Annotated in this window: 23 protein-coding genes; 6 read left to right on the top strand and 17 right to left on the bottom strand. The window is 51.3% G+C overall.

From position 1 onward, the window contains the following. Positions 1-70 precede the first annotated feature (70 nt). A complete protein-coding gene (locus L6H70_RS13295) occupies positions 71-481 on the top strand; it encodes a peptide deformylase (RefSeq protein ID WP_279306753.1) in 411 nt (136 codons plus the stop codon). 169 nt (positions 482-650) lie between these two features. Here L6H70_RS13295 and L6H70_RS13300 read toward each other — a convergent pair whose 3' ends face one another. Genes L6H70_RS13300 through L6H70_RS13315 form a run of 4 tightly spaced genes read right to left on the bottom strand, consistent with a single transcriptional unit; the run spans position 651 to position 3,623 of the window. Further along, positions 651-1,586, bottom strand: a complete 936-nt coding sequence (locus L6H70_RS13300) for a 5'-3' exonuclease (protein WP_236333766.1) — start codon at positions 1,584-1,586, stop codon at positions 651-653. Between the two features lie 28 nt (positions 1,587-1,614). Then, positions 1,615-1,980: an arsenate reductase family protein gene (locus tag L6H70_RS13305; RefSeq protein ID WP_236333768.1), complete on the bottom strand. Its 366-nt coding sequence runs from the start codon at positions 1,978-1,980 to the stop codon at positions 1,615-1,617. A gap of 22 nt (positions 1,981-2,002) precedes the next feature. Beyond that, positions 2,003-3,058, bottom strand: coding sequence for an RluA family pseudouridine synthase (locus L6H70_RS13310; RefSeq protein WP_236333770.1), 1,056 nt, complete (start codon positions 3,056-3,058; stop codon positions 2,003-2,005). 1 nt (position 3,059) lies between these two features. Beyond that, positions 3,060-3,623 (bottom strand): cob(I)yrinic acid a,c-diamide adenosyltransferase, encoded by a 564-nt coding sequence (locus tag L6H70_RS13315; RefSeq protein WP_236333772.1) that lies wholly within the window; start codon positions 3,621-3,623, stop codon positions 3,060-3,062. Between the two features lie 206 nt (positions 3,624-3,829). On the opposite strand from L6H70_RS13315, the gene L6H70_RS13320 reads away from it, so the two are divergent. After that, complete coding sequence (locus tag L6H70_RS13320; RefSeq protein ID WP_236333775.1) at positions 3,830-4,537, top strand: hypothetical protein; 708 nt, start codon at positions 3,830-3,832, stop codon at positions 4,535-4,537. A 127-nt stretch (positions 4,538-4,664) separates the two neighbouring features. Here the strand turns inward: L6H70_RS13320 and L6H70_RS13325 are convergent, their stop codons facing one another. The 5 genes from L6H70_RS13325 to L6H70_RS13345 form a co-directional block, all read right to left on the bottom strand. Next, positions 4,665-4,916, bottom strand: a complete 252-nt coding sequence (locus L6H70_RS13325; protein ID WP_236333778.1) for an aspartyl-phosphate phosphatase Spo0E family protein — start codon at positions 4,914-4,916, stop codon at positions 4,665-4,667. Between the two features lie 188 nt (positions 4,917-5,104). Further along, positions 5,105-6,325 (bottom strand): aminotransferase class I/II-fold pyridoxal phosphate-dependent enzyme, encoded by a 1,221-nt coding sequence (locus L6H70_RS13330; RefSeq protein ID WP_279306754.1) that lies wholly within the window; start codon positions 6,323-6,325, stop codon positions 5,105-5,107. Positions 6,326-6,338: 13 nt separating this feature from the next. Next, the gene (locus L6H70_RS13335; protein ID WP_054941998.1) at positions 6,339-6,839 is read right to left on the bottom strand and encodes an Lrp/AsnC family transcriptional regulator; all 501 of its coding nucleotides are present in this window, start codon (positions 6,837-6,839) and stop codon (positions 6,339-6,341) included. A gap of 186 nt (positions 6,840-7,025) precedes the next feature. After that, the gene (locus L6H70_RS13340; protein ID WP_236333780.1) at positions 7,026-7,418 is read right to left on the bottom strand and encodes a spore coat protein; all 393 of its coding nucleotides are present in this window, start codon (positions 7,416-7,418) and stop codon (positions 7,026-7,028) included. A gap of 49 nt (positions 7,419-7,467) precedes the next feature. Beyond that, positions 7,468-7,701, bottom strand: coding sequence for a hypothetical protein (locus L6H70_RS13345; RefSeq protein ID WP_236333782.1), 234 nt, complete (start codon positions 7,699-7,701; stop codon positions 7,468-7,470). A 179-nt stretch (positions 7,702-7,880) separates the two neighbouring features. On the opposite strand from L6H70_RS13345, the gene L6H70_RS13350 reads away from it, so the two are divergent. Beyond that, positions 7,881-9,119, top strand: a complete 1,239-nt coding sequence (locus L6H70_RS13350; protein ID WP_236333784.1) for an NAD(P)/FAD-dependent oxidoreductase — start codon at positions 7,881-7,883, stop codon at positions 9,117-9,119. Positions 9,120-9,205: 86 nt separating this feature from the next. Here the strand turns inward: L6H70_RS13350 and L6H70_RS13355 are convergent, their stop codons facing one another. Further along, entirely contained in the window at positions 9,206-10,759 is a 1,554-nt protein-coding gene (locus L6H70_RS13355; RefSeq protein WP_236333786.1) for a flavocytochrome c, read from the bottom strand. Between the two features lie 304 nt (positions 10,760-11,063). On the opposite strand from L6H70_RS13355, the gene L6H70_RS13360 reads away from it, so the two are divergent. Continuing rightward, positions 11,064-12,377 (top strand): ABC transporter substrate-binding protein, encoded by a 1,314-nt coding sequence (locus tag L6H70_RS13360; RefSeq protein WP_236333788.1) that lies wholly within the window; start codon positions 11,064-11,066, stop codon positions 12,375-12,377. Further along, positions 12,374-14,071, top strand: a complete 1,698-nt coding sequence (locus L6H70_RS13365) for a methyl-accepting chemotaxis protein (protein WP_236333790.1) — start codon at positions 12,374-12,376, stop codon at positions 14,069-14,071. Before L6H70_RS13360 ends, L6H70_RS13365 begins: the two co-directional genes overlap by 4 nt. 99 nt (positions 14,072-14,170) lie before the next feature. Here the strand turns inward: L6H70_RS13365 and L6H70_RS13370 are convergent, their stop codons facing one another. The 6 genes from L6H70_RS13370 to L6H70_RS13395 all read right to left on the bottom strand — a co-directional run bounded on the left by L6H70_RS13370 (position 14,171) and on the right by L6H70_RS13395 (position 21,317). Beyond that, positions 14,171-14,902 carry a response regulator gene (locus L6H70_RS13370; protein ID WP_236333792.1) on the bottom strand — a complete coding sequence of 244 codons (732 nt, stop codon included), beginning with the start codon at positions 14,900-14,902 and terminating at the stop codon, positions 14,171-14,173. Next, positions 14,899-16,503, bottom strand: a complete 1,605-nt coding sequence (dcuS, locus tag L6H70_RS13375; RefSeq protein WP_236333793.1) for a DcuS/MalK family sensor histidine kinase — start codon at positions 16,501-16,503, stop codon at positions 14,899-14,901. Before dcuS ends, L6H70_RS13370 begins: the two co-directional genes overlap by 4 nt. 36 nt (positions 16,504-16,539) lie before the next feature. Further along, positions 16,540-17,751 (bottom strand): MFS transporter, encoded by a 1,212-nt coding sequence (locus L6H70_RS13380; protein WP_236333795.1) that lies wholly within the window; start codon positions 17,749-17,751, stop codon positions 16,540-16,542. Between the two features lie 72 nt (positions 17,752-17,823). After that, the gene (locus L6H70_RS13385) at positions 17,824-18,372 is read right to left on the bottom strand and encodes a hypothetical protein (protein ID WP_236333797.1); all 549 of its coding nucleotides are present in this window, start codon (positions 18,370-18,372) and stop codon (positions 17,824-17,826) included. Positions 18,373-18,504: 132 nt separating this feature from the next. Then, entirely contained in the window at positions 18,505-18,924 is a 420-nt protein-coding gene (locus L6H70_RS13390; RefSeq protein ID WP_236333799.1) for a DUF350 domain-containing protein, read from the bottom strand. Positions 18,925-18,953: 29 nt separating this feature from the next. Then, on the bottom strand, positions 18,954-21,317 hold the full coding sequence (locus L6H70_RS13395) for an endonuclease MutS2 (protein WP_236333801.1): 2,364 nt from the start codon (positions 21,315-21,317) through the stop codon (positions 18,954-18,956). 141 nt (positions 21,318-21,458) lie between these two features. Here L6H70_RS13395 and L6H70_RS13400 point away from each other — a divergent pair, with 141 nt between their 5' ends. Then, the gene (locus tag L6H70_RS13400; protein ID WP_236333803.1) at positions 21,459-21,806 is read left to right on the top strand and encodes a phage holin family protein; all 348 of its coding nucleotides are present in this window, start codon (positions 21,459-21,461) and stop codon (positions 21,804-21,806) included. An 83-nt stretch (positions 21,807-21,889) separates the two neighbouring features. On the opposite strand, the gene L6H70_RS13405 is transcribed toward L6H70_RS13400, so the two are convergent. Then, entirely contained in the window at positions 21,890-23,005 is a 1,116-nt protein-coding gene (locus tag L6H70_RS13405) for a GGDEF domain-containing protein (protein ID WP_236333804.1), read from the bottom strand. Between the last annotated feature and the right edge of the window lie 43 nt (positions 23,006-23,048).

The raw sequence follows: 23,048 nt of genomic DNA on the forward strand, positions 1-23,048 counted from the left end.
CTGACTAATCCCCAGATGATATTATGGCAGGGACAGCTAACAACAAAATAAAGCAGACATGGAGAGTATGATGATCAGACCTATTTGTAAAGATATGAACATTTTAAGCCAGAGGTCCGCTCCGGCAACCAGAGAAGATATGCAGGTGGTAGATGACCTGCTGGATACACTTCGGGCAAATGAAGACCGGTGTGTCGGTATGGCGGCCAACATGATTGGTGTCAACAAGCGCATCATTGTGTTCAGCATCGGGCCAATGAACATCCCCATGATCAATCCGGTCATCACCAAGCGTACCGGGCCCTATGAAACAGAGGAAGGTTGCCTCTCACTGGAAGGCGTACGCCAGACTCTCCGTTATCAGAGCATTGAGATAGAGTTCTTCGACCGTAACTTCAAGCAGCATAAGCAGGTTTTCACCGGCCTGACTGCGCAGATCATTCAGCATGAGGTCGATCACTGCGAGGGGATCATAATTTGAGTCTGGTATGATGCTATTGGTGTGCTAACCGGTGGCTTGTATCTGTCCTCCACATGGAAAAAGCGCCTTCGGACCGTAAACGGTCCAAAGGCGCTTTTTGAATGTCAGAAAACTATTATGGAACAGTCATGCTTAATTCCGGGAAGCTTTTTGCCCGGCATCCTTAGCGTTAACCCAGATCCCCAAGTTCAATCTGCACGATACCCCGCTCATCACGCACCTCACCCATCTCACCGATCAGATGCATGAGGCTGCCGAACTCCAGCTCCTGGAATTTGCGCGCCGCCGTATCACGCTGCAGCTCCCACAGGCATTCAGCCAGGGTGCAGACAACCGGCACATCACAGCGGATTTCCGCCAGCTCCCTCGACAAATGCAGCATATCCAGATCCGCCTCAATCTTAGAGCGCACGCCCTTCGGCAGCAGATGCAGATTCTCAATTACACCTTCGACGGTGCCGTATTCAGTCAGCAGCTTCAGCGCTGTCTTCTCGCCGATGCCTTTTACGCCGGGATAATTGTCACTCGTATCACCCATGAAGCCCTTCAGGTCAATGACCTGTCTGGGCGTAAGCCCTTTTTCCTCCAGCAGCTCCGCCGGATCGTACACTTTATAGTTAGAACGGCCTTTTTTCATAATGACGACCTTGACGTTATCATTGACCAGCTGCAGCATATCGTGATCACCGGTGAGGATGTATACCTCAGACTCCCCGCCGTAGCAGGCAGCCAGTGTGCCGATGCAGTCATCTGCCTCGTAGCCCACAAGCCCAATATTCGGCACGCCCAGCTCGGCCACTACTTCCTTGACCAGATCGAACTGCGGAATCAGCTCCAGCGGCGCATCGATCCGGTTAGATTTATAACCGTCATACTTCTCAGTGCGGAAGGTACCCTTGCCCATATCCCAGCAGCAGACAACATGGGAAGGCTCGAACGTGCTCACCGCGTCGAAAAAATACTGCAAAAATCCGTACACCGCATTGGTCGGCAGACCGGCCTTTGTCTTGCGGATATATCCTCCATACGAGGTTGCATAAAAGGCCCGGAACAGCAGAGCCATTCCATCGACGATCATTACCCGGCCCGTTGTTGCTGAACTCATGTGTAACCTCTCCTTATATTCAATCAGATTAGGCGTTGCTCCAGGCTTCGCCGTATTGTTCTTCTTTAAAGCCGACGGTGACTTTCTTGCCGTCTGTCACTACCGGACGTTTGATTAGCATTCCATGGCTGGACAGCAGCTCAAGCTGCTCGTCTTCACTGAGACCGGCCAGCTTGTCCTTCAGCCCAAGTTCCTTATAAACTTCCCCGCTTGTATTAAAAAATTTCTTCAGCGGCAGTCCGCTGTTCGCCAGCAGCACACGCAGCTCCTCCACTGTGGGCGGCTGCTCGGCAATATGCTGCAGTTCCAGCTCATGGCCTTGATCCTTCAGCCATTTCACTGCACTGCGGCATGTGCTGCATTTCGGGTATTGATAGACTTTTAAGTGACTCATAACTGACTCCTTCGGTATTAAGTTAAAGTTGCTCCTGCCGCAGCTTCTGCTGCAGCAGCGCCATATCAGGCGGCAGCGGCGCTTCGAAGATCAGCTCTGCTAGTCCTACCGGGTGCTTGAAGGAAAGCCGCACCGCGTGCAGCGCCTGACGTGGGATCGCCGCATCCAGCTCGGCGATCCGGGCAAGCTGCGCCGCTTCCTCCGGCGTCAGCACGCCCTCTGCTGGAGGCAACAGCTCTGCCTCCAGCTCCGTCTTTGCCGCCGGTGCTGCCAGCTCCGCCTCCACCGGCCCCCGGCCGTACAGCCGGTGGCGGTACATGCCGTCGCCGATCAGCGGGCAGCCGATCGAGCTCATATGCACCCGGATCTGATGGGTGCGTCCGCTCTCCAGCTTCAGCTCGACCCGGGCTGCGCGGCCCGGGAAAACCTCCTTAACCTCGTACCGGGTCAAGGAGGGATAACCATCCGGCGTCACGATCCGCCGGTGCGGCTCTGCCGGGTCCCGGTCGATCGGGCCGTCGATATCACCCGCAGGAAGCGCAGGCACGCCGTGCACGAAGGCGGCGTAACGCTTATCCACCGTGCCGGCAATCATCTGCTCGGAAATATGCTGGTGGCTGTAAGGGTTCTTGGCAATCACCAGTACTCCGGAGGTCTCCTGATCCAGACGGTGAACCGGACGGAAGCGGTACTGCTCCCCTTTTGCCGCCCAGTAATGCATGACTCCGTTCGCCAGCGTATCCGTGTAATGTCCGTGCGTCGGATGCACAATGATGCCTGCGGCTTTATTCACCACCAGCAGATGCTCATCTTCATACAGAATGTCAAAGGGGATATCCTGCGGCAAAATATCCTCCGACGTTTCCTGCTCCATGCGGATTTCCACCCGGTCTCCGCTGCTTACCCGTACACTGATATAGACACGTTCCCCGTTCAGCATGATGCCCTGCTCCGTCATCTTGAGCCGGGACAGCAGCTTGCGGGAGACATCCATCCGCTTCTGCAGAATGGTTTTAAGCAGCCAGCCGTCTTCCTGCGGCGGCACTAAATACGTAATCGGTGAATAATAGCTGCTCATGTTAGTTGCGGAACACCTTTTTACTGCGCACATATTCTACGTCAGCAATCCCCAGCCGTGTATTTGCCGTCCGTGCGAGCGCAAAGAAATAGTCCGACAGCCGGTTCAGGTAGATAACCGCCTCCGGATTGATATCCGCACTCCGCCCGAGGGTAACCGCACGCCGTTCCGCACGCCGGCAGACTGTACGGCAGACATGGAGCACAGAAGATAGCTGGCTTCCGCCCGGCAGAATAAACCGTTCCAGCACCGGATTCTCCGCCTGAAGCTGATCAATCCAGCCTTCCAGACGCTCTGCCATTTCGCTTTTGACCTTGAATTTATTCTCGCTCAGCTTCACAAAAGCCAGATCCGAGCCGCAGTCAAACAGCTCATGCTGAATCTCCAGCAGCTGTTCACGCACATCGGTGAATCTGTCATCCTCCATCAGGCTGCGGGCCTGCCCTACAAAGCTGTTCAGCTCATCGATCGTACCGTAAGCCTCGACGCGGACATCGTCCTTGCCTACCCGGCCGCCGATCACCGATGTCTCTCCTTTATCTCCCGTACGCGTATAAATCGCCATAGTGTTCTTCCTCCCCCTACACTTAAATCACATAATTACAGTTTAATCGCAACTATACAAATTAGGCAAATGAAGCCCGGCATTTCTGCCATGTCAATAACTGCCTGGGCGCGGGAAATACGGGATTTCGTCTATGTATACTCACGGTTTAGGGGTAATAGAGGGAATAGACCTTTACCGATCCTGCCAAAAGGAGGCTGAAGGGTATGCATGGAAGAATCAATCCGAAGCTGGAATCTGCCGATCCTGAGGGCCAGCACCATCCGCTGGTATTCCGCATGTCGAGATGGAATTATGTCGTCGCTGCTTTTACTGTTGCCACGTCGCTTTTTTTCATCTGGATAGGTTGCTATGAAGCCGAAATTGCAGCCGCCCTGCTGCTAATTACGATTGGTGGGCTTTTTCTGGGGCTCAGCGTGATGTATATCATTTTGGTTAAGAATGCTTTTGTTGAACTCGGTAAGGATACGATGCGCTATCGTGAATACCGCACAATTTTTACGTTTCATTTGAACCAGATTCATGTTGAGCTCATGGACGATGCGTTTTTTCTCTACAGTCCGCAGCATTCCAGAAAGTCCATCGGCAGTTATTATAAAGATTCCACCCTCCTGCATTCGCTTCTGTACAAGCACAGCGTGGATAACACCTCCAGAGAAAATGGGACTCCGCATGAGGATTTTACCGGCTTCAAAAGCTTTACCGGCAGTATCTATGGTACTAACCAGCGCAAGCTGCCGCTTAGGGAGGCGACTCTAATGCTGCTGTTCATCGGCGTCAATATTGTCAGCTACCTAAATGCTCCCGAACGGGAATTTATCTATCATTTTCTGTTCTTTATGGTTACCGGAGCGGGTTACGGTGTGGCCTTGTACACAGGCAGACGCAGAGCCGCACGAGAAGGCGGAAAGTGATCCTACGGGCTACCCGCGAAAATCGCAAGAAGTTTCAATATCCAGCTCTTGAAACGCTGCCCTCATACAGTCAATTTTCAGCACAAAAAAAAGGGCCCTGGGGCCCTTGGTCAAAAAATATACACAGCTAGAGGCTGCGGTATGATTTCTTCATATATTCATTGATTTTGAGATCCAGCAGACAGCTGATTTCGATCACATGCTGCGAAGTGAAGGATTGCTCCTGCATGAAGAGCTGCTCCATCCTGCTGCGGAGGATCAGAATCTCATGTTCCAGAGACAACTTGCGCGCAGCAGCATCAGTGTCCGAGGAGCGTTGTCCGCTTCCCGGATAACAATCCCCGCTGTAGGAAGGCAAGTAATAATCGCCGATGAGCACTGGTCATCCCTCCTAATGGATTATTGCTAATTGCCCAGGAGTATGAGGAGTCTCCCTTTTTGCGCAATCGCCTGGTTACCAGAATAAGAGTTCCATGTAATAAATACAGGTGTTTCTTGTTCTTAAAGTAAAATAATACCATAAAGCAGGGATATCCGCTATAGCCCGATTTACTTCCTCTTAACCGTCTATTCCGTCCGTTCCCGTTCCAGCTGTGAGACAAAAGCACCTATCCGCTCGATGGCTTCATTCAGCTGCGATACAGAGGTTGCATAGGAACAGCGCAGATAGCCTTCTCCTCCTAAGCCGAATACGCTGCCCGGCACAGCGGCAACTTTATACTCCAGCAGGAGTCGCTGGGCAAATTGATCGGAGGTAAGCCCAGTCCGCTGAATGCTCGGAAAAGCGTAAAACGCACCCTGCGGTTCATGACAGTCCAATCCGGCATCACGCAGGCCTTTGACGATCAGACGGCGCCGCTGGTTGTACGAATCGGTCATCCGGTCCTTTTCCTCCATGCCGTTGGTCAGGGCCTCTAAGGCGGCAACCTGGCCCATGGAAGGGGCACACATGACGGTGTACTGGTGGATCTTCAGCATGGCGGAGATCAGATCGGGATGGCCGCAGGCATATCCCATCCGCCATCCGGTCATGGCAAAGGCCTTGGAGAAGCCGCTGACCAGAATTGTCCGGTCCATCATGCCCGGAAGTGAAGGGAAGCTTACATGGTTGCTTCCATAGGTCAGCTCGGCGTAGATTTCATCTGAAATCACGATAAGATCATGCTTCTCCACAACCTTGGCAATCGGTTCCCAATCCTCCCGGCTCATAATCGCTCCTGTCGGATTGCTTGGATAACAGAGTATCAGAATCTTGGAACGCGGCGTAATTTTCGCTTCAAGCGCTTCAGCCGTCAATTTGAAGTGATTCTCGCCAAAGGTTTCAATCCCGACCGGTATCCCGCCACCAATTGCGGTAATCGGAGAATAAGAAATATAACAAGGCTCGGGAATCAGGATTTCATCACCCGGCGAGATTAAGGCGCGGAGCGCCAAATCGATTGCTTCACTGCCGCCGACCGTAGCAATAATTTGATTAGCGGGATTATACTCTACTGCAAACCGTGAATGCAGATAATTCGCAATGCCTTCGCGCAGCTCCGGCATACCCGCATTCGAGGTATAGCCGGTAAAGCCTCTTTCCAGCGAATAGACACACGCTTCCCTGACATGCCATGGCGTCTTGAAATCCGGTTCGCCGACACCCAGTGAGATGATGTCTTTACTCCCTGCCGCCAGATCAAAAAACTTGCGGATACCCGACGGCTGGATCTGCTGAACCAGCGGTGCCAGATACGAATTCATGGATTTGCCTGATTCTCCGGTTTGCTTCTGGTTATTCGTGATCATATGATTACTTCCTTTACGGAGATATCAGCAGACGATTGTCCTCTTCATGCTCTTCAAAGATGATACCGTCCTGTTTGTATTTTTTGAGCGTAAAGTTGGTTTTGGTCGAGAGTACAGAATCAATCGGGGAGAGCTTCTCAGAGACAAAATTAGCGACCTCACGGAGGTTGCGTCCTTCCACTTCCACCAGCAGATCATATGCCCCTGACATTAAATAGACCGATTTCACCTGCGGATACAGGTAGATCCGTTCGGCAATGCCCTCAAAGCCGCGGCCGCGTTCCGGTGTGATCTGCACCTCGATCAGTGCGGTTACCCGCTCGTCGTCCACCTTATCCCAGTTCACAACGGTAGCATATTTTACAATAACGTGGTCCTTTTCCATTTGCGCAATAACGGTCTTAATATCTTCTTCTTCCGCTCCAAGCAGGGTCGCCATCAGCGCCGTAGAGCTTCGAGCGTCCTCCTTGAGCAGTTCCAGCACTTTCCGCTTTAATTCGTCCATTTCTTTCATGCCTTCCCCCCGGATAGTTCGCGTTAGCCGCCTTTCTGAATCAGCGCGGCAATAGCGAAAAGAGTTTAATACTAATATGACATGAAACGGTCCGCTCTGCAAACAAAATAACCCCGCCGGGGCGGGGTCATCACTTCAATAACCGGAAGCATTACCTTGCTGTGCTTCACCTCAAGGGGAGAAGGGTTACATATAGTAAGGGTTTTGGCTATGCACATTTGCCTGGTGCAGCGGTACATTCGCCGCCTGAGTATAATTTCCGGCCCCGCCTATCTTCTGCTGTACGAATTGCTGGCATTTTTGCTGGGTTTGTTGTGCAGTTTGAATCTGCTTGTCCAAATCCTGGCGCAGCGCTTTTCCCGGCGGGGTATACATGTTCATCTGTGACATCTGGGTATAGAGCTCCCCTTGCAGACGAAGCGTATCCATGGTCAGGTCATTAAATACCCGCCGTACCGCCTGACAATTGGATTCCGTGGCAGCGGTCGTATATTCACGTACCGTGCGCTTCAAATCCGCCAATACCGTGTAAAGTAAATCCTCATCTGCCATAAATGCTGATCCGTTTTGTGCGTACACTAGCATTACCTCCTATTTTTTTTTAGACCTTGCTTCCATTCAGAGCTCATTATTGAGGCTGTGTCGGTGCATATTGCTGATGCTGCTGCAGCAGCTGGATGAGCGTGCTCATGTGATGAGAGTGGCTTTGGATTTGCTGAACGCAAATCTGGTGAACCGTAGAGTTCTGGGTCGTGCCTGCGGTAGCAGCCAGCTGCTTAATGAGCAAATCCTCGTTGGAAATGGAGTCTGCGATGTATTCCAGCTCTTTGCCGCTGAGTGCCTGCATTTGGGTTGATTGCATGTTCTAAATTCCCTCCTTCTAGATGTACAAGCAGTCTTTATTATGCCGCGGCAGCCTATGCTTTATGTGCTTTTTGGAACAGCCCGACCTCTTTATGAACTGGGGTATGTCCGTTGTATTAGAACAGGCATCTCCGCCAATACTACCCTACCGGAATCTCATTAAGGAGAGATCAACAGATGAACCTTATCAGCGGGCTGCTGCCCTGGGAATCGACATTACCTAATCCGCCGGCTTATCCTTCACTGGAAGGAGATATCACCTGCGATTGTCTGATCGTCGGCGCAGGCATGGGCGGAGCTATGACCGCTTACCGTTTATCCCTCAGCGGGGCAGATATTGTCCTCATTGATAAAAGAGCCATCGGCAACGGCAGCTCCCACGCTAACACCGGCCTGCTGCAAATCGCCAATGACAAGTCGCTAACCTCTTGCATCAACACGTTCGGTGAAGAACAAGGTGTACTGTTCTATAAGCTGTGCAAGAGGGCCTTAGGGAAGATTCTGGAGCTGCCGGACCAGCTGGACATTGATCCGCTGATTATTCCCCGCAGCTCCCTGCTGTATGCGAGCACTCCGGAGGATGTTCCTCTACTTCTGCAGGAATACGAAACCCTGACGACACACGGCTTTGACGCGGAATTCTGGGATGAGGACAAGGTGCGTGCCCATTACGCTTTTTCCAAACCTGCGGCTTTGTATTCCCGAGGTGATGCGGAAACCAACCCTTTCCGTACTGTCCACAGTCTGATCAGCAAGGCACATTCCGGCGGAGTTAACATATTTGAGCACACTAGAGCCCGGCATTATGAGTTCAGCGCGGAAGGAGTTACCTGCCATACTGACCATGGGCGGATCTTTGCTAAGCATGTGATTTTTGCGATGGGGTATGAGACACAGGAGATGAAAAAAGACCGGGGGGCCGAGCTGATCAACACGTATGCGATTAAGACTCGGCCCCTGAAGAAGCTTCCCAAGTGGCATGAACAAAGTCTGATCTGGGAAACGGCCCGACCTTACCTGTATTTCCGCACGACCCCGGACGGATGCATTATTGCCGGAGGCAAAGATGAGCAGCTGACAACTCCGGAACGACGGGAGGTACGTATTATTTCACAGAGCCGGCGGCTGCTAGAAGAGCTTGAAGCGCTGTTCCCGGAGATCAGGGGAGTGGAAGCGGAATACTGCTGGGGGGGAGTTTTCGGCTCCACCCGCGACGGGCTGCCGTTTGTGGGGCCGCATCCGGAGTTCCCCCATTGTTATTTCATTGAGGGCTATGGCGGTAACGGAACGGTCTACAGCATGATTGCCTCTGAACTGCTCGCCGATACCCTGGCCGGCAAATACCGGCCCGAGCTTGAACTGTTCTCGCTGACACGGACGACCAAGCCGTCCCCTGCTCCTGCAGTCCAGACCTAAAAAAAACACCACCCGCCCGGGCTCCTTTGAGCCCAGGCGGGTGGTGTTTGCCGTTTTGCCGGTTAACAGGCGGCAGATGTCAGATCTTATTGTGCTTTTACGAATTCAGCGGATTTAATTCCTGCCTGACGGCCAAAGATAATGATTTCGGCAACAGAGTTACCGCCGATCCGGTTCTGGCCATGCAGCCCGCCCGTTACTTCACCTGCTGCAAACAGGCCGGTAATCGGATGTCCGTCTTTATCCAGCACTTCGGTATTGGTGTTGATCTTAACACCGCCCATAGTATAGTGAACTCCCGGGCCGATTTTGATAGCATAGTAAGGACCTGCGGAGAGGTCGTTGTCCATGCCTGTTGTTCTGCCGAATTCGGAATCCTGTTTATTTTTCACAGCGCTGTTCCATGTGTCTACTGTAGTCTTCAGCTGGTCTGCCGGAACCTTCATGGCCTCAGCTAAAGCTTGAGGTGTATCCCCCTGGATAACAAAACCCATTTTCTCATACTGCTCGATTGCTTTTACGCGGGATTTAACACCGGAATCAAACACAAGATATGCAGACTTTTCAGCAAGTGTATTGATTGCCGCAGTGACTTTATCACGGGTGTCCAGTTCATTTGTGAACCGTTTGGCTTCACTTGAAACAAGAATAGCACCTTCGCCGCGAACTGCTTCCCCGATGAGATAGGATTTCTCCTGCTGCACGGTCGGATGAACCTGGATTTGGTCCATATCCACCGTCGTACCGCCAACCTTCTCAATCATCTTAATGCCGTCACCCGTGCTGCCGATCTGGTTGGTAGTCACGTATCCTTCCAGATCGGGTCTGACTTCAGTGATCATATCCGTGTTGGCACCGAAACCGCCGGTGGTCACAACAACTGCTGCTGCAGTAATCGTTTTCTCGTCAGCCTGGTTAAACAGGACCTTGACGCCGTTCACCTTGCCTTCCTGCTGAGTAATTTCCTTCACATCGGCATTTACAAACAGCGGAATGCCTTGGTCCTGAACATTCTGCACCAGACCTTTAACCAGATATTGGCCTACCGCAGACCCGTCCTCAGGACGGTGTGTGCGTTTTTCGTTCATACCGCCGGTAATCGTAATATTATTCAGACGGATTCCGATAGAATCCAGCCAGTCAATCGCACTTGCGGAATTATCAACGAAGAAACGGAGCATTTCTTTGTCGTTGGTATCATGACCGCCTTTTAGTGTCTCTTCATAGAAAAGATCATTGCTGTCTTCAATCCCCTGCTCTTTCTGGAATTTCGTTTCGGAAGCGTTCATTCCCGAAGAGGATTTCGTAGTATTCCCGCCGGCAACCGGCATTTTTTCAAAAATAACCGGATTCATGCCCTTTGCTTTCGCTTCAAGCGCTGCAGACATGCCTGCCCCGCCTGCGCCGACAATGATAATGTCATAGTTATCTTTCAATTGATCGAGCGGTGTATAGCTGGCTTCGGATGCCCCCGAAACGGCTTCTGTTTCTTTTGGCGCGTTAGTTGCGGTTGCCGTGCTGTTCTTGCTCTTGCTCTCACTTGCACTATTGCTGGTATTGCTGCTGTTGTTACCGCATCCCGCGATAATAAGTATAACGGAGAGAACGAGAAGAAGAGCGGCTGCTGTTTTCTTTTTCATCTGTAAACCCTGCCCCCTTGTGCATATTTTCACAATTATCATAATGGCATTGCCACTCTCCTTGGAAGCTTACGTAACTAAAGAAAACGTTTAGTAACTAAAGTAACCGGTCTTCCCTGCCAGGATTCAAGAAAAGTATTTCAGAAAATTTTATATAATAACATTTTATGTAATTTTTTATCCCGTTCATGTTCACAAAGTTGTGTCGTCATCCGATAAAGAAAATAGTTGTCGGATATACAAATTACAACATTATTTTTGTTAATTCGACAACATTAGACAAAATAGGCGGTGGGCTTTTTTTATGACGAACAGCAAGTTATGGGGGTTATTGAAGGTATTCGCGGGACTTTTGCTCCTAACAGGAATTATGGGCTGCAGCAGCTCAGGTGGGGAAGCCAAGAAAGCGAGTAAAGATCAGGGAGTTACACTTAAGTTTATTTGGTGGGGAAAGGAACAGCGGAAAGAGGCTACGCTGAAGGTCATCGACCTATACATGAAAGAGCATCCGGGCGTTAAAATTGTGACGGAAGATTTCCCCAATGCGGATGCAGTAGCAACCCAATTGGCTATGGAGACCGCGGATCAGAATACCGCAGATATTATCCAGGGGGATTATACGTTTATATTCAATTATATTAACCGGGATCTCATTGAGCCCCTAAATTCCTATATTGAAGATAAGAGTCTTTCCGTTTCAAATGTTCCCCCGGAGTATCTCGCTCCAGGCAAGAAGAACGATGAGCTATATGCAGTCAATATCGGTGTTAATTCCGAAGCTATCGCCTATGATCCGGCATTCTTTCAGGAAGCGGGCATTGAAGTCCCTTCTCCCGACTATACAATCGATGAGCTATATAAGACCCTTGTAGAACTAAAAGAATCTATAGATGATCCCGATTTCTATCCGATGGGGGCTATGTTTAATGCGAGCTATTTCCTGAGAACTCGAGGCGTATCCATGTACAATACGGAAGGAACCGCTCTTGGTTATGAAGATAACAAGGATCTTGCCGATTATTTCGCCCTGTATAAAAAATGGACAGATGAAGGCTTGTTAGGCTCCTTTGAGGACGTCAACAATGATGAGAATCACCCGGTAATAACGAATAAAGCAGCCTTCTACCCTGTGTACAGTAACGCAGCCACTATCTTAAGCAGCAAGGCAGGACGTACCATCAAGCTGCTGCCGCTTCCGAAAACGGGTGAACAAGAAGGACGGTTCATTAAACCATCCATGTTCCTCGCAGTGTCTTCCTATTCTAAATATCCGGAAGAGGCGGCTAAATTTATTGATTTCTTCATCAATAATGAAGCGGCCAATGACATTCTTATAGGCGAACGGGGAGTTCCTGTATCCAGCGTGATTGCAGATCATCTCTCCGCTAATCTTGGAGAAGCAGGGAAACAGCAATATGAACTGCTTGACTATCTCAAAACCCATTCATCACCGATCGACCCGCCTGCTCCTGGCAATTCGATTATTGTCAACAATGCGTATCAAATCATTCTGGATCAAGTGATTGCCGGCAGTATCACACCGGAGCATGGTGCAGAGCAATTCCGGGCAGAAGCTGCATCAATCCTGCAGGTTACAGAGGGGAAGGAAGCGAAATGAATAGACTTGGCAGCATAACGATCCGGAAGAAATTATACGGCGGTTTCGGATTGATCCTGATCCTCCTGCTTGTTGTAGCTTTTACCAGCTACTCGTATCTTTCCAGAGTTAATGAATCTTATACCAAATTAATAAAGAATAAAGCCTTCTCTGTACAATTGATCAAGGATTTGCGGATCGCAGTAGAACAGGAACGAGCAAGCATTAATAGTTTCCTGGTTGATGGAGATGAAACCAATATACAATCCTTTGAGTTGGCCAAGGAGCATTTCCATACCTCACATGAACAATTAATATCAGTTCTGGCCGACCGGAATGATAAACAAATTCTCGCCGGCCTTGATCTCTTGCAGGAGCAATACAGCAGTACAGCCCTGCAGATTATCGACAGCAAGTTGCGGAATAACAGCGATTATCTGGAGATTATCCAAACCCAGGGTCCAGTGCTGAACAAGTTCAGCAGTACGGCAGAACGTTTCGTGAAGCTCCAGGAGGATGAATTGGCCGTGGAATCCACATCCACCTTCGCTGACGTCTCGGATATTAAGAAGCTGGTTCTGGCTTTGACCGTTGCAACTTTGATTCTGGGAGCTTTAGCATCCTATTTCATCAGCAGCGCTATTTCCAATCCAATCCGTAAGCTCCAAAAGATGGCCATTCAAATTGCCGGAGGGGATCTGCGGAATACCCTGGTTGAGATTAAGAATAAGGATGAGATTGGTCAATTGGCTGAGGCTTTCAACAACATGGGCAACCATCTGCGTGAGCTGATCCAGGAAGTGGGAACTAATGCGGAGCAGGTTGCCGCCTCCTCAGAAGAACTGACAGCCAGCGCTGAACAAACCGGGCAGGCTACGGAGCATGTTGCATCCATTACAGAAAAATTAGCAGAAGGAGCGCAGACGCAGGTGAACAGCATTGAAGCCAGCGTTGCGCTTGTTCATAAGATGGATGGAGAAGCTGCGCAAATTGCTGATCTTTCCATTCATGTCAAGGAATCTGTGGACGAAGCATCCGAGTTGGCCTCCAAAGGAATTCTGGCGGTTGAATCTGCCGTTCACCAAATGTCTGCGGTTTCCAAAAATGTAGGTGAGGTTTCAGCTGTGGTCAGTGCTCTGGCTGAAAGCTCCAGAGAAATCGGTGAGATTATTGCGATTATTACGGATATAGCGAATCAGACGAATCTGCTGTCGCTGAATGCAGCGATTGAAGCAGCAAGAGCCGGCGAGCATGGCCGGGGCTTCGCGGTTGTAGCCAGTGAGGTTCGCAAGCTGGCGGAGAAAACTGCAGAATCCGGTAAACGTGTCTCTGAGGTGATTCACTCCATTCAGTCGGAGACAAGCCGGACCATCGCAATGGTCAGTCAGGGGGAGAAGGAAGTCGAAGTCGGCATTCATGCCGTCCAGACCGCCGGCCAGTCCTTTGCCGAGATCGAAGGCTCTATCCAAAATATCAATGAACAGATTAGCGGCGTATCTGATGCTTCCCAGCAAATGTCGCATGAAACCCATGAGCTGGTCGTTGCCTTTGAGCAGATTAACAGAATTACCTTAGCATCCTCCGAGGGAACCTACGATGTATCTGCTTCGGCGCAGGAGCAGCTGGCCAGCGTGGAGGAAATCGCAGCGGCTTCAAGATTGCTGTCCGAGCTTGCGCAAGAGCTTCAGGAAAGTATTTCAAAGTTCTCAGTCTAACAGATCAATCCCAGATGCGTTACTTCCCTATTAGGGAGGTAACGTTTTTCTTATTTGTATGGATAGACAGCAAAAAAGGACCCGTGAGGGCCCTTGGGGTTAACGGCTGCTGCCGCTGATGTACTTCGTAATAATGTCATGCCCGACAGGAGTAACTGTGTACATATACACCGGTCTCCCCACTGCGCCATAGCTGATCTCCATGTCTAGTACTCCAGCGTCTTTAAGAAACGCCAGATATTTGCGTACAGAAATCCGCGAAATTGGGGCATCCTCCGTAATATCCTCCGTAGAGAATATAGGGCGCTCCAGTTGCTGTATAGTGTTCCAGATACTTTCCAGTGTACCTTCGGACAGTCCCTTAGGTAGCGCTGCCGTCTTGTCCTCTTCTGTTCCCAGCGGATGCCGCAGCAGCTTATCGAGCTGCTGCTGGCTGAGCGGCTCCTGCTGCTTCATCAAAGTATAATCCTCCCGGTAGGCAGTCAGCGCAGCCTGAAACCGGGCGAACTCGAATGGCTTGATTAAATAATCTACGGCTCCGAGCTGCAGCGCCTTGCGGATGCTGGCCTTGTCGCTGGCAGCGGAGATGACGATAATATCCACCGAACTCCCCTTCTCGCGGAGAGTGGACAGCAGCTGCAATCCGCTGGTTCGGGGCATATATATATCCAGGAGAACAAGGTCAATTACCTGTGCTGCAAGCATCTCCACCGCCGCCTCACCCGTAGAGGCCCAGCCTGCGAATTCAAAGCCCTCCACCTGCTCCAGATAGTGGCGGTTGAATTTGGCTACCATCGGATCATCCTCAACAATCAGTACCTTAATGTTCATACATTCTCCTCACCCTTAACAGCATATGGCACTATCGCGATGAAGGTAGTCCCCGTTTCCTTACCGCAAATGAGCTGAAGGCGTCCCTCCAGTTTCTCCACACTTTTACGCACCAGGTACAGTCCGATCCCCCGCTGTTCTCCCTTAGTCGAAAACCCTTGTTCAAAGATTTGCTTCTGCATCAGCTCAGGAATTCCCGGACCGCTGTCCTCCACCGTGCAGCACAAACTCCCGTGCTCATAATGAAAAGCAAGCTCAATTTCCTTAACCTCCTGCCCTTCCAACGCCTCCATAGCGTTGTCAAGCAGGTTGCCGGCGATAGTGATCAGCTCATGGATCGTTTGCGGCTCAGCAGCTTCCGGCAGATAGCTGTCCTCTGCCAGCAGCAGATCTATCCCCGCTTCCCTTGCCCGGCTGAGCTTCCCCAGCAGAAATCCGGCCATCACAGGGTCCTTGATCATGCGGGTGATGGATCCGATCTCGTTCTGATAGTTGCTGACTGTCCCGGAGATATACTGCTGCAGCTCATCATACAGCCCCATATGCGTCATTCCCATAATGACGTGCAGCTTGTTCATAAACTCATGCGCACCTGCCCGCAGCGCATCTGCATAGACCGAGATGCCCGACAGCCGCTCCGCCAGGACAGCCAGCTCGGTTTTGTCACGGAACGTGGCAATCGCCCCGGCAACCTCCCCGTTAACCCGGATCGGCACACTGCTAACGAGCAGAGTGATGCCGTTCAGCTCTAGCTCCTGGTCCTGTTTTGGTTCACCGGCAGCAAGTACCTGCTCCAGACCCAGCTCCGGCCAATAGTCAGCTATATTGCGGGTCATGCCATTACCCTTAATGCCTGCCGTGTTTAGAAGCCGCTCTGCTTCCAAGTTGACCATTGTGACCGTAGCTTCATGGTCCACGGCTATAATCCCCTCACGTGTCGATTGCAGCATAGCACTGCGCTCCTGCAGGAGCTTGGATATGTCTGCAGGCTCCATGCCGAAGATCATCCGCTTTATCCTCAGGCCGAGAACGATTGCCCCACCGGCACCAAGCAATGCACCAGACAGCAGAATTGCGATAAGCGTCCATTCATTCTGCCTCACCAGACGTTGAACCTTCTCCATGGAAAGGCCTACTACAACTACTCCCACCTGGTATCCCTGGCCTGTATACACGGGAACAAAAGCACGCAGAGACTTGCCCAGCATTCCTTCACCTTCGGAGATGCTCTCCTCTCCGCGGAGTGCAGCCTGCTGCCCTCCCCCGGCAAAAGACTTACCGATCATCGAGGGATCAGGATGGGAATAGCGGATGCTGTTCATATCAATTACAACTACAAACATAATATCATTGCGGCGGGTAATTTTGGAGGTATAGGCCTGGATCTCCTTGCTGCGCCCTTCACTTAAGCCTTCTGATACCAGCGGCATAAGGGCAATTGTGCGGGCAATCGCATTCGCCTTATCCTCCAGTGCATGACGGGTCTGCGGAATAATCTGATTGCTAAAAATAAAATAAAGTACCAGCAGGACCAGCAGCACCACAGCCGATCCCATAAAGGCCACCTGAGTTCTTAATCCGATCAATCTTTTTTTAGCCATGAATCCAAAAACCCTCTCCAGCTTGTCTTCCTTCAATTATTGCATATTGCCGGCACGGCTGCGATGAAGTTTGCGGCTGAGGACGACCCAGCTGCCTAAAGGCGCCGCCCCCAATACAAGCAGCAGTACAATGATCGCCAGCTGGGAGCTGTTAACGGACAAGACCCCAATAAAAGCAAACATCCCCAGCATCCGCCCGCTCATCAGGCTCAGCTCGCGGAGCACCACTAATTCGACCCGCTTACTCACACTCTCCGCTGATTCACCCATCAGGTCGAAGCTGATGGAAGTCATCGGCAGCATATATAGCGGCATGAAGAGCGCGGTTCCGATTCCCATCACCAGCAATGTCCCATAGCTTACCTTCCAGACAAGCGGCACGATAACAGCCAGCAGCAAAATCCCCCCGGCCAGCATACCCGCAGAGCGGTAGCGGGGCTTGAACCATTTGCCTGCAGCGAAATAACTGATGAGCGACACCGCTGATGTAATCAGCGCAAATTGTCCCAGCTTACTCTCTGTCTGCGCCGCGATGTAGACCAGAAGATCAATCAGAAATGCGAAGACTCCCCCTCTTAAGCCTTGAAAGAACAGTGCAGCCGCGACAGGCCGCCAGCGGCTGCCGGAACGCCGCAGCTCCCTCCACGGCTCCAGCCACAGATATTCGCCTTCACTTTTGCGTTTCTTCAGAAAAAAGCTCAGGACGGCCGCCACTGCATAAATACCCAGAGAGAGCATAAACACGACTCTGTACCCGCGCTCCCCCTGCAGCCTGGAGATCATCCACCCGGAGAGAAACGGGCCGATGATCCCGGCGAGCGAACCCAGCAGACCGATCCAGCCATTAAAAAAATCCCGGTTATCCGCTTCCGTAATTTCAAAATAGATAATGTTATAGGCGAGCCAAAATACGCCGATGGATATTCCGAGGGTCAGGCCTAACGGCCAAATGTAACTGGAAGCCCTCCCGCCGAGCAACAGCACCAGCAAATAAAAAAAGCCCGAAACGGCGAGTCCCAGCCGCAGGGCATTCATTTTATTATGTTCCTTCACCCACTTACCGGCCAGCCAAAAGCTAAGGCCCACCGCCACCTGCTGGCTGAGCGCAAACCAGCCGATCATGACGTAATCTTGACGGCTTTTCCACAAGTATACATTTAAAAAAGTACCTGCCAGTGCACTGGCCAGCAAATACAATCCGTTCACCGCCAGCAGCAATACCGCCTGACTTTGTGGTGCTTTCTTCAATATGACGCCCTCCTTGCCTTCTGAACAATCTTGCTTATCGTTCCCGGAAGGAGGGCGAATTATGAACAATGCCTATTTGTTTCCGTTGCTCAGGTTGCGCACAAATCCCGCCCGGTCTTCCTGCGCCAGACTCTGCTGAACATGGAAGCATGAAGGACATACATACAGATTCAGCGAAAATGGCGCCTTCAGGACAGGTCCGCCCAGTGCCTCCGGAGACGACGGTTCAAAGCTGGTTACCTTTTGCGTACCGGACAATACCAAAAGTTCATGGCACTGCGGACATTCCGGCGCCTCAAGCTGCGCAGCCAGGATTGCTGCTACGCTCTGTTCATACTTTTTCAGATCATAGTCGTCCCCAAACTGGTCAAGGGTGTTGAAAATCGGCACTACGCTTTCTTTGTCATCGTCGTCCCACAGGTTATCATCACTGAGTTCATCCTCTTCGGAGATATCCGGTGTATCTTCTTCCAGCTCTTCATCCTCAAGATCATCTACGCCTACCGTGATCGTACGGTATCCGCTAAGCTCATTGTTGCAGTGGGGGCAGGTATCCTCAGGCCCGAATTCCTCGTCCCACACAATTTCGGTATGGCACCAAGGGCATACAGTTGTTTCCATCTTCACGTTCTCCTTCTTACCTCACATTTAAAAATCAGTTCACCACTAAATAAATAATTCCTGCCGTTATAAAAGCGACGGCGGAGATAAATAGCACCCGGATCAGAATTTTCATCAGTTCCTACTCCTAAGTCAGTATATAGCGGCGCCGATCACATAGGACAGTGAAACCGAGATCAGCATAGCTGTAAGTCCCACCGCCCGGTTATCTGCTGCAATTTCATCATCAATTGAAAAGACGGGAGTCAGAAATTCGAACAGGAAATACGCAAGCAGCAGCAATAAAAAACCGACAAGCGACCATTTCATGGTCTCATATATGGAGGCTCCAGCCTGGATGCTGAAGCGCAGAATATTACAGATGCCGAATATTTTGCCGCCGGTTGCCATCGCTACCGCTATATTCCCCTTACGAATCTCTTCCCAGCAGTTGTACTTGGTCACCATTTCGAAGAAGGACAGGAATATCACCAGGCCGAGAATGGCCACAGTGAAGTAGCCCAGCAGTGCACCCAGCGGATGATCCAGCAAAAGATCAATATTTCCTTGCATTGTTCCCCTCTTTCTGCCGGGCTCCGCCGCTATTCCAGTTCAGCCACGGTTACACCCGCGCCGCCCTCGTTATAATTTCCTAGCCGGTAGCTTTTGACATGCTTATGTTTACGCAGATATTCCTGAATACCTGTCCGCAGTACTCCGGTTCCTTTGCCATGGATAATCGAGATTTGTCCAAGATTGCCTAGGAACGCTTCGTCGATGAAACGGTCCGTTTCCATAATCGCTTCTTCCAGGTTCGCGCCGCGAAGGTCCAGCTCACTGCGGACATTCTCATCCCGTGTTCGTTTGACGGTCGTTGCACGGCGGAGTGCAGGTGCCGGATTATCCGGTGCAGATGCCAAAAACTCCAGATCGCTTACATTGACCTTCATCTTCATTATGCCAAACTGCACGAGCGCTTCCTTAGTCCCGCTCAGCTCAACCACATAGCCTTTCTGATTCACGCTAGGCAGCTTTACCTCATCGCCGGGCTGTATCTGCCGCGGGGCCTTGCTGCTCCGGGATACGGTTTTCTTGCGCGGCGCCGGCTCTGCCTCATCCAAACGGCGTCGGGCTTCAATCAGCTTGTGCTCCTTGACGGAAGCTCCTTCCTCCATCGCCAGACGGCGCAGATCACTGATGATTTCCTCCGCTTCCTTGCGCGCCTTGTCGAGAATGGCGGTGGCATCCTTTTCCGCCTTCTCCAGCCGCTTATCACGCTGGCTTTCCAGCTTCTCAAGCTCCTGCTGCTGCCGCTTGCGGAATTCCTCCGCTTCCCGGCGGATAACCTCTGCCCGCTCACGTTCGTTCTCTGCGGTGAGCCGGTTCTCTTCGAGCGAAGCAATCATATGCTCGACGCGTAAATCCTCTTCCTTCACTTCGCCGCGCGCGTGATCCAGAATCGCATTCGGCAGTCCAAGCCGCTCAGCAATGGCAAAGGCATTGCTTCGTCCCGGCACGCCGATCAGCAGGCGGTAGGTGGGACTTAAGCTCTGCACATCAAATTCCATACTCGCATTAATGACACCCTTACGTTCATACGCATATGCCTTCAGTTCACTATAATGTGTCGTGGCGACCATCCGGCATTCGATCCGGTGAATATGCTCCAGGATAGCAATAGCCAGCGCCGAGCCTTCAGCGGGGTCAGTTCCTGCGCCTACCTCATCCAGCAGGATAAGACTTTTCGGAGTCATCCGCTTCAGGATAGAGATAATATTGGTCATGTGGCTGGAGAAGGTACTCAGACTCTGCTCGATACTCTGTTCATCCCCAATATCGGCATAAATGGCATCAAATACACACATCTGGCTGCCTTCCTCCGCCGGGATGAACAAACCGGACATCGACATCAGACTCAGTAGCCCAATCGTCTTGAGCGTTACTGTCTTACCGCCGGTATTCGGACCGGTAACAATAATCGAGCTGTACTGATTGCCCAGCTCCACATCCAGCGGCACCACCTGCTCAGCAGGGATCAGCGGATGCCGGCCCTTGCGCAGCTTAAGGTAACCGCGGTCGTTCATCCGCGGCTGGGTTGCCTTCATCTCACGGGCCAGACGAGCCTTGGAGAAGATGAAGTCCAGCTGCCCGAGTATATCGACGTCGTAAGCCATTTCTTCGGCAATATCGCCAACCATTGCTGTCAGCCTGTGGAGAATAATCTCAATTTCCCGTTCCTCGCGCAGCCGCGTCTCGCGCAGCTTGTTGTTCATCGCCACAATGGACTCCGGTTCAATGAACAGTGTGGCTCCCGAGCCGGACTGGTCATGCACAATTCCGCCAAAGTGAGCACGATATTCTGCTTTGACCGGAATAACAAAGCGGTCACCACGGATCGTCACAAGCTGATCCTGGAGCATCTTGGCCACGGAAGAAGACCGGATCATTGAATCCAGCTTCTCGCGGATCCGGGTCTCTCCGCCGCGCAGCTCCCGGCGGATTGAAGCCAGCTCCGGACTGGCTGAATCAAGCACATTAGCGTCCTCATCAATACATGAACGGATGGCATCCTCTACATGCTTCTGTTCTGAGAGCAGGTCGCTCAAGGCAAACAGGGAATGAATTTTCTCATCCTCATGCATGGCGGCCAGAAACCGCTTCACTCTGCGTGCTCCGCCGATCGTATTGCCCACGGAGAGCAGCTCCGGCGTTCCCAGCATGCCGCCGATCGATGCACGTTTCAGTGCAGGACGAATATCGCTGACCCCGCCAAACGAAGGAATACCCTTGAGCCGGTCAACATTTGCCGCCTCATCTGTAGCCTGCAGCAGCCGCTTCACGCCTTCAAAATCTCCGGAGGGCTTCAATTCTTCCGCCGCAAGTTTTCCCATCGGGGTCTGCGTATATTGCATCAATTTATTTAAAATCTTGCGATATTCAAGCGTATGCAAAATTTTGTCGTCCAATTACCGTCACAGCTCCCTTCATAGATGTTTACATTATACCTAATTCGGCCCATTTTCGCTATTTGGGCATAGAAACTGGGGGGCGAGACCATAATAACAACTGCACATATTCTTATGTGAAGGCCAAAGGAGGCTCATTCAATGAGATTTTTAGGTCATGTGGTCCGTTTCGTGGTAGCAGCGATTGTACTGCTCGTTGTCGGTTGGATTGTTCCGCAATTCACGATTGGCGGGTTCTGGAGCGCTCTGATCCTCGCTCTGGTCATTGCACTGCTTGGCTGGGTGATCGAAGGGATCTTCGGCAAAAAAGCGACTCCCTTCGGCCGTGGTATCGTTGGTTTCCTGGTCAGCGCCCTGGTCATCTGGATCGCGCAATTCGTCGTGAGCGGTGTCAGCGTATCGATTCTGGGAGCCTTACTGGCTGCTCTGGTCATCGGTATTATCGACCTGTTCCTGCCGGTATCTACCCCATTTGAAGCCGGCAAATAACCTGGACCTGCTTCAGCAGCGTTCAGACAATGAAACCCCCTATCTCCGGATTATATCGGAAATAGGGGGTTTGTTGTATTATTTTACGCGATTGTGACCTTGCCGTGCACCTGGGAAGCGGTAACGACCTTATTTTTGCCGCCTCGTTTGGCTGTATACAGGGCATCATCCGTTTTGCGGAACAGCAGCTCCTTGCCGTCACCCAGCTGATAATCACAGAGTCCGATGCTGACGGTAATCGGCTTACCTCCGGCGTAAGGATGTTCCATCTGGCTGATGGCCAGCCTCATGTCTTCTGCAGCAGCGTATGCTTCCTGAAAGCTTTTGTCGGTGAAGATGACTGCGAACTCCTCCCCGCCATACCTGGCAGCAAAATCATTCAAGCCGATTTGCCCCGCAACCTTGGCTGCAACCTCTTTGAGCACAAGATCGCCCACCCAGTGTCCGTAAGTATCATTCACACGCTTAAAATTATCGATATCAAAAAGCGCCAGCTGTAGACGCAGCCCGTTGCTCTCACATTGCTCCAGCAGCGAATCCAGGTATTCATGGAAGGTTTTATGATTGTAGAGGCCGGTAAGGGCTTCTATTTTGAGCAGCTTATCCGAAATCGCCCGTTCCACCATGAGTCCCTGCTCCGATTTGGTCAACTGCTCCAGATGTTCACGGACCTCCCAGGCACGGACAATGACCGCCTGAGCCATCACTACGAATACTATAAACACACATTCAACCAGAAGAAATTCCAACAGCGGCTTGTCCAGCACTGTCCGTTCCAAACCGAAATAAAGTGCAGCATAAAACAAGAGGCTGAACACGCCCAAGCATTTGAGCAGCTTCTGGTCGAAATAGATAAGCGAAATCATTATCGGCATCATGAGGGTCATTTGAGCCCCGTCTACAAAAGGCTCCAGTACAAAATACATCAAATACGATACAACAAAACCGCATCCGACCACAGCCTGCTTATGGAATTGGACGGTTGTGCGCAGCCACATTTCCGCGAGGCTCATTGCAATGACGATCATTATGTTGCAGGCAATAAATAAGTGGCCTTGGCCCGGGAGAAGCACCGACTTCACCTCAGGAATGCGCGCGGACAGCATAAAGATGAACTGGACAGCCAGCATTAAAAACACCAGCATCCAATAGCCGCTTAATATTCTGCGGTGCCAAACCTCCGCATTTTGTGTATCCATTGCTAGATTAATGTGAATCCCCTACTTCTTACCGATATATAGT

Origin of the sequence: Paenibacillus auburnensis, from assembly GCF_927798115.1 — a bacterium.
In the GTDB taxonomy this organism is placed as follows: Bacteria; Bacillota; Bacilli; order Paenibacillales; family Paenibacillaceae; genus Paenibacillus_AQ; species Paenibacillus_AQ auburnensis.

Excerpts from the sequence above, each read along its gene's own strand:
- L6H70_RS13310 (WP_236333770.1), bottom strand. The coding sequence starts at position 3,058 with ATGAGCAGCTATTATTCACCGATTACGTATTTAGTGCCGCCGCAGGAA.
- L6H70_RS13295 (WP_279306753.1), top strand. The coding sequence starts at position 71 with ATGATCAGACCTATTTGTAAAGATATGAACATTTTAAGCCAGAGGTCC.
- L6H70_RS13360 (WP_236333788.1), top strand. The coding sequence starts at position 11,064 with ATGACGAACAGCAAGTTATGGGGGTTATTGAAGGTATTCGCGGGACTT.
- L6H70_RS13365 (WP_236333790.1), top strand. The coding sequence starts at position 12,374 with ATGAATAGACTTGGCAGCATAACGATCCGGAAGAAATTATACGGCGGT.
- L6H70_RS13355 (WP_236333786.1), bottom strand. The coding sequence starts at position 10,759 with ATGAAAAAGAAAACAGCAGCCGCTCTTCTTCTCGTTCTCTCCGTTATA.
- L6H70_RS13370 (WP_236333792.1), bottom strand. The coding sequence starts at position 14,902 with ATGAACATTAAGGTACTGATTGTTGAGGATGATCCGATGGTAGCCAAA.
- L6H70_RS13390 (WP_236333799.1), bottom strand. The coding sequence starts at position 18,924 with ATGCAAGGAAATATTGATCTTTTGCTGGATCATCCGCTGGGTGCACTG.
- L6H70_RS13335 (WP_054941998.1), bottom strand. The coding sequence starts at position 6,839 with ATGAAAGAAATGGACGAATTAAAGCGGAAAGTGCTGGAACTGCTCAAG.
- L6H70_RS13400 (WP_236333803.1), top strand. The coding sequence starts at position 21,459 with ATGAGATTTTTAGGTCATGTGGTCCGTTTCGTGGTAGCAGCGATTGTA.
- L6H70_RS13305 (WP_236333768.1), bottom strand. The coding sequence starts at position 1,980 with ATGAGTCACTTAAAAGTCTATCAATACCCGAAATGCAGCACATGCCGC.
- L6H70_RS13315 (WP_236333772.1), bottom strand. The coding sequence starts at position 3,623 with ATGGCGATTTATACGCGTACGGGAGATAAAGGAGAGACATCGGTGATC.
- L6H70_RS13405 (WP_236333804.1), bottom strand. The coding sequence starts at position 23,005 with ATGGATACACAAAATGCGGAGGTTTGGCACCGCAGAATATTAAGCGGC.
- L6H70_RS13320 (WP_236333775.1), top strand. The coding sequence starts at position 3,830 with ATGCATGGAAGAATCAATCCGAAGCTGGAATCTGCCGATCCTGAGGGC.
- dcuS (WP_236333793.1), bottom strand. The coding sequence starts at position 16,503 with ATGGCTAAAAAAAGATTGATCGGATTAAGAACTCAGGTGGCCTTTATG.
- L6H70_RS13350 (WP_236333784.1), top strand. The coding sequence starts at position 7,881 with ATGAACCTTATCAGCGGGCTGCTGCCCTGGGAATCGACATTACCTAAT.
- L6H70_RS13385 (WP_236333797.1), bottom strand. The coding sequence starts at position 18,372 with ATGGAAACAACTGTATGCCCTTGGTGCCATACCGAAATTGTGTGGGAC.
- L6H70_RS13345 (WP_236333782.1), bottom strand. The coding sequence starts at position 7,701 with ATGCAATCAACCCAAATGCAGGCACTCAGCGGCAAAGAGCTGGAATAC.
- L6H70_RS13300 (WP_236333766.1), bottom strand. The coding sequence starts at position 1,586 with ATGAGTTCAGCAACAACGGGCCGGGTAATGATCGTCGATGGAATGGCT.
- L6H70_RS13330 (WP_279306754.1), bottom strand. The coding sequence starts at position 6,325 with ATGATCACGAATAACCAGAAGCAAACCGGAGAATCAGGCAAATCCATG.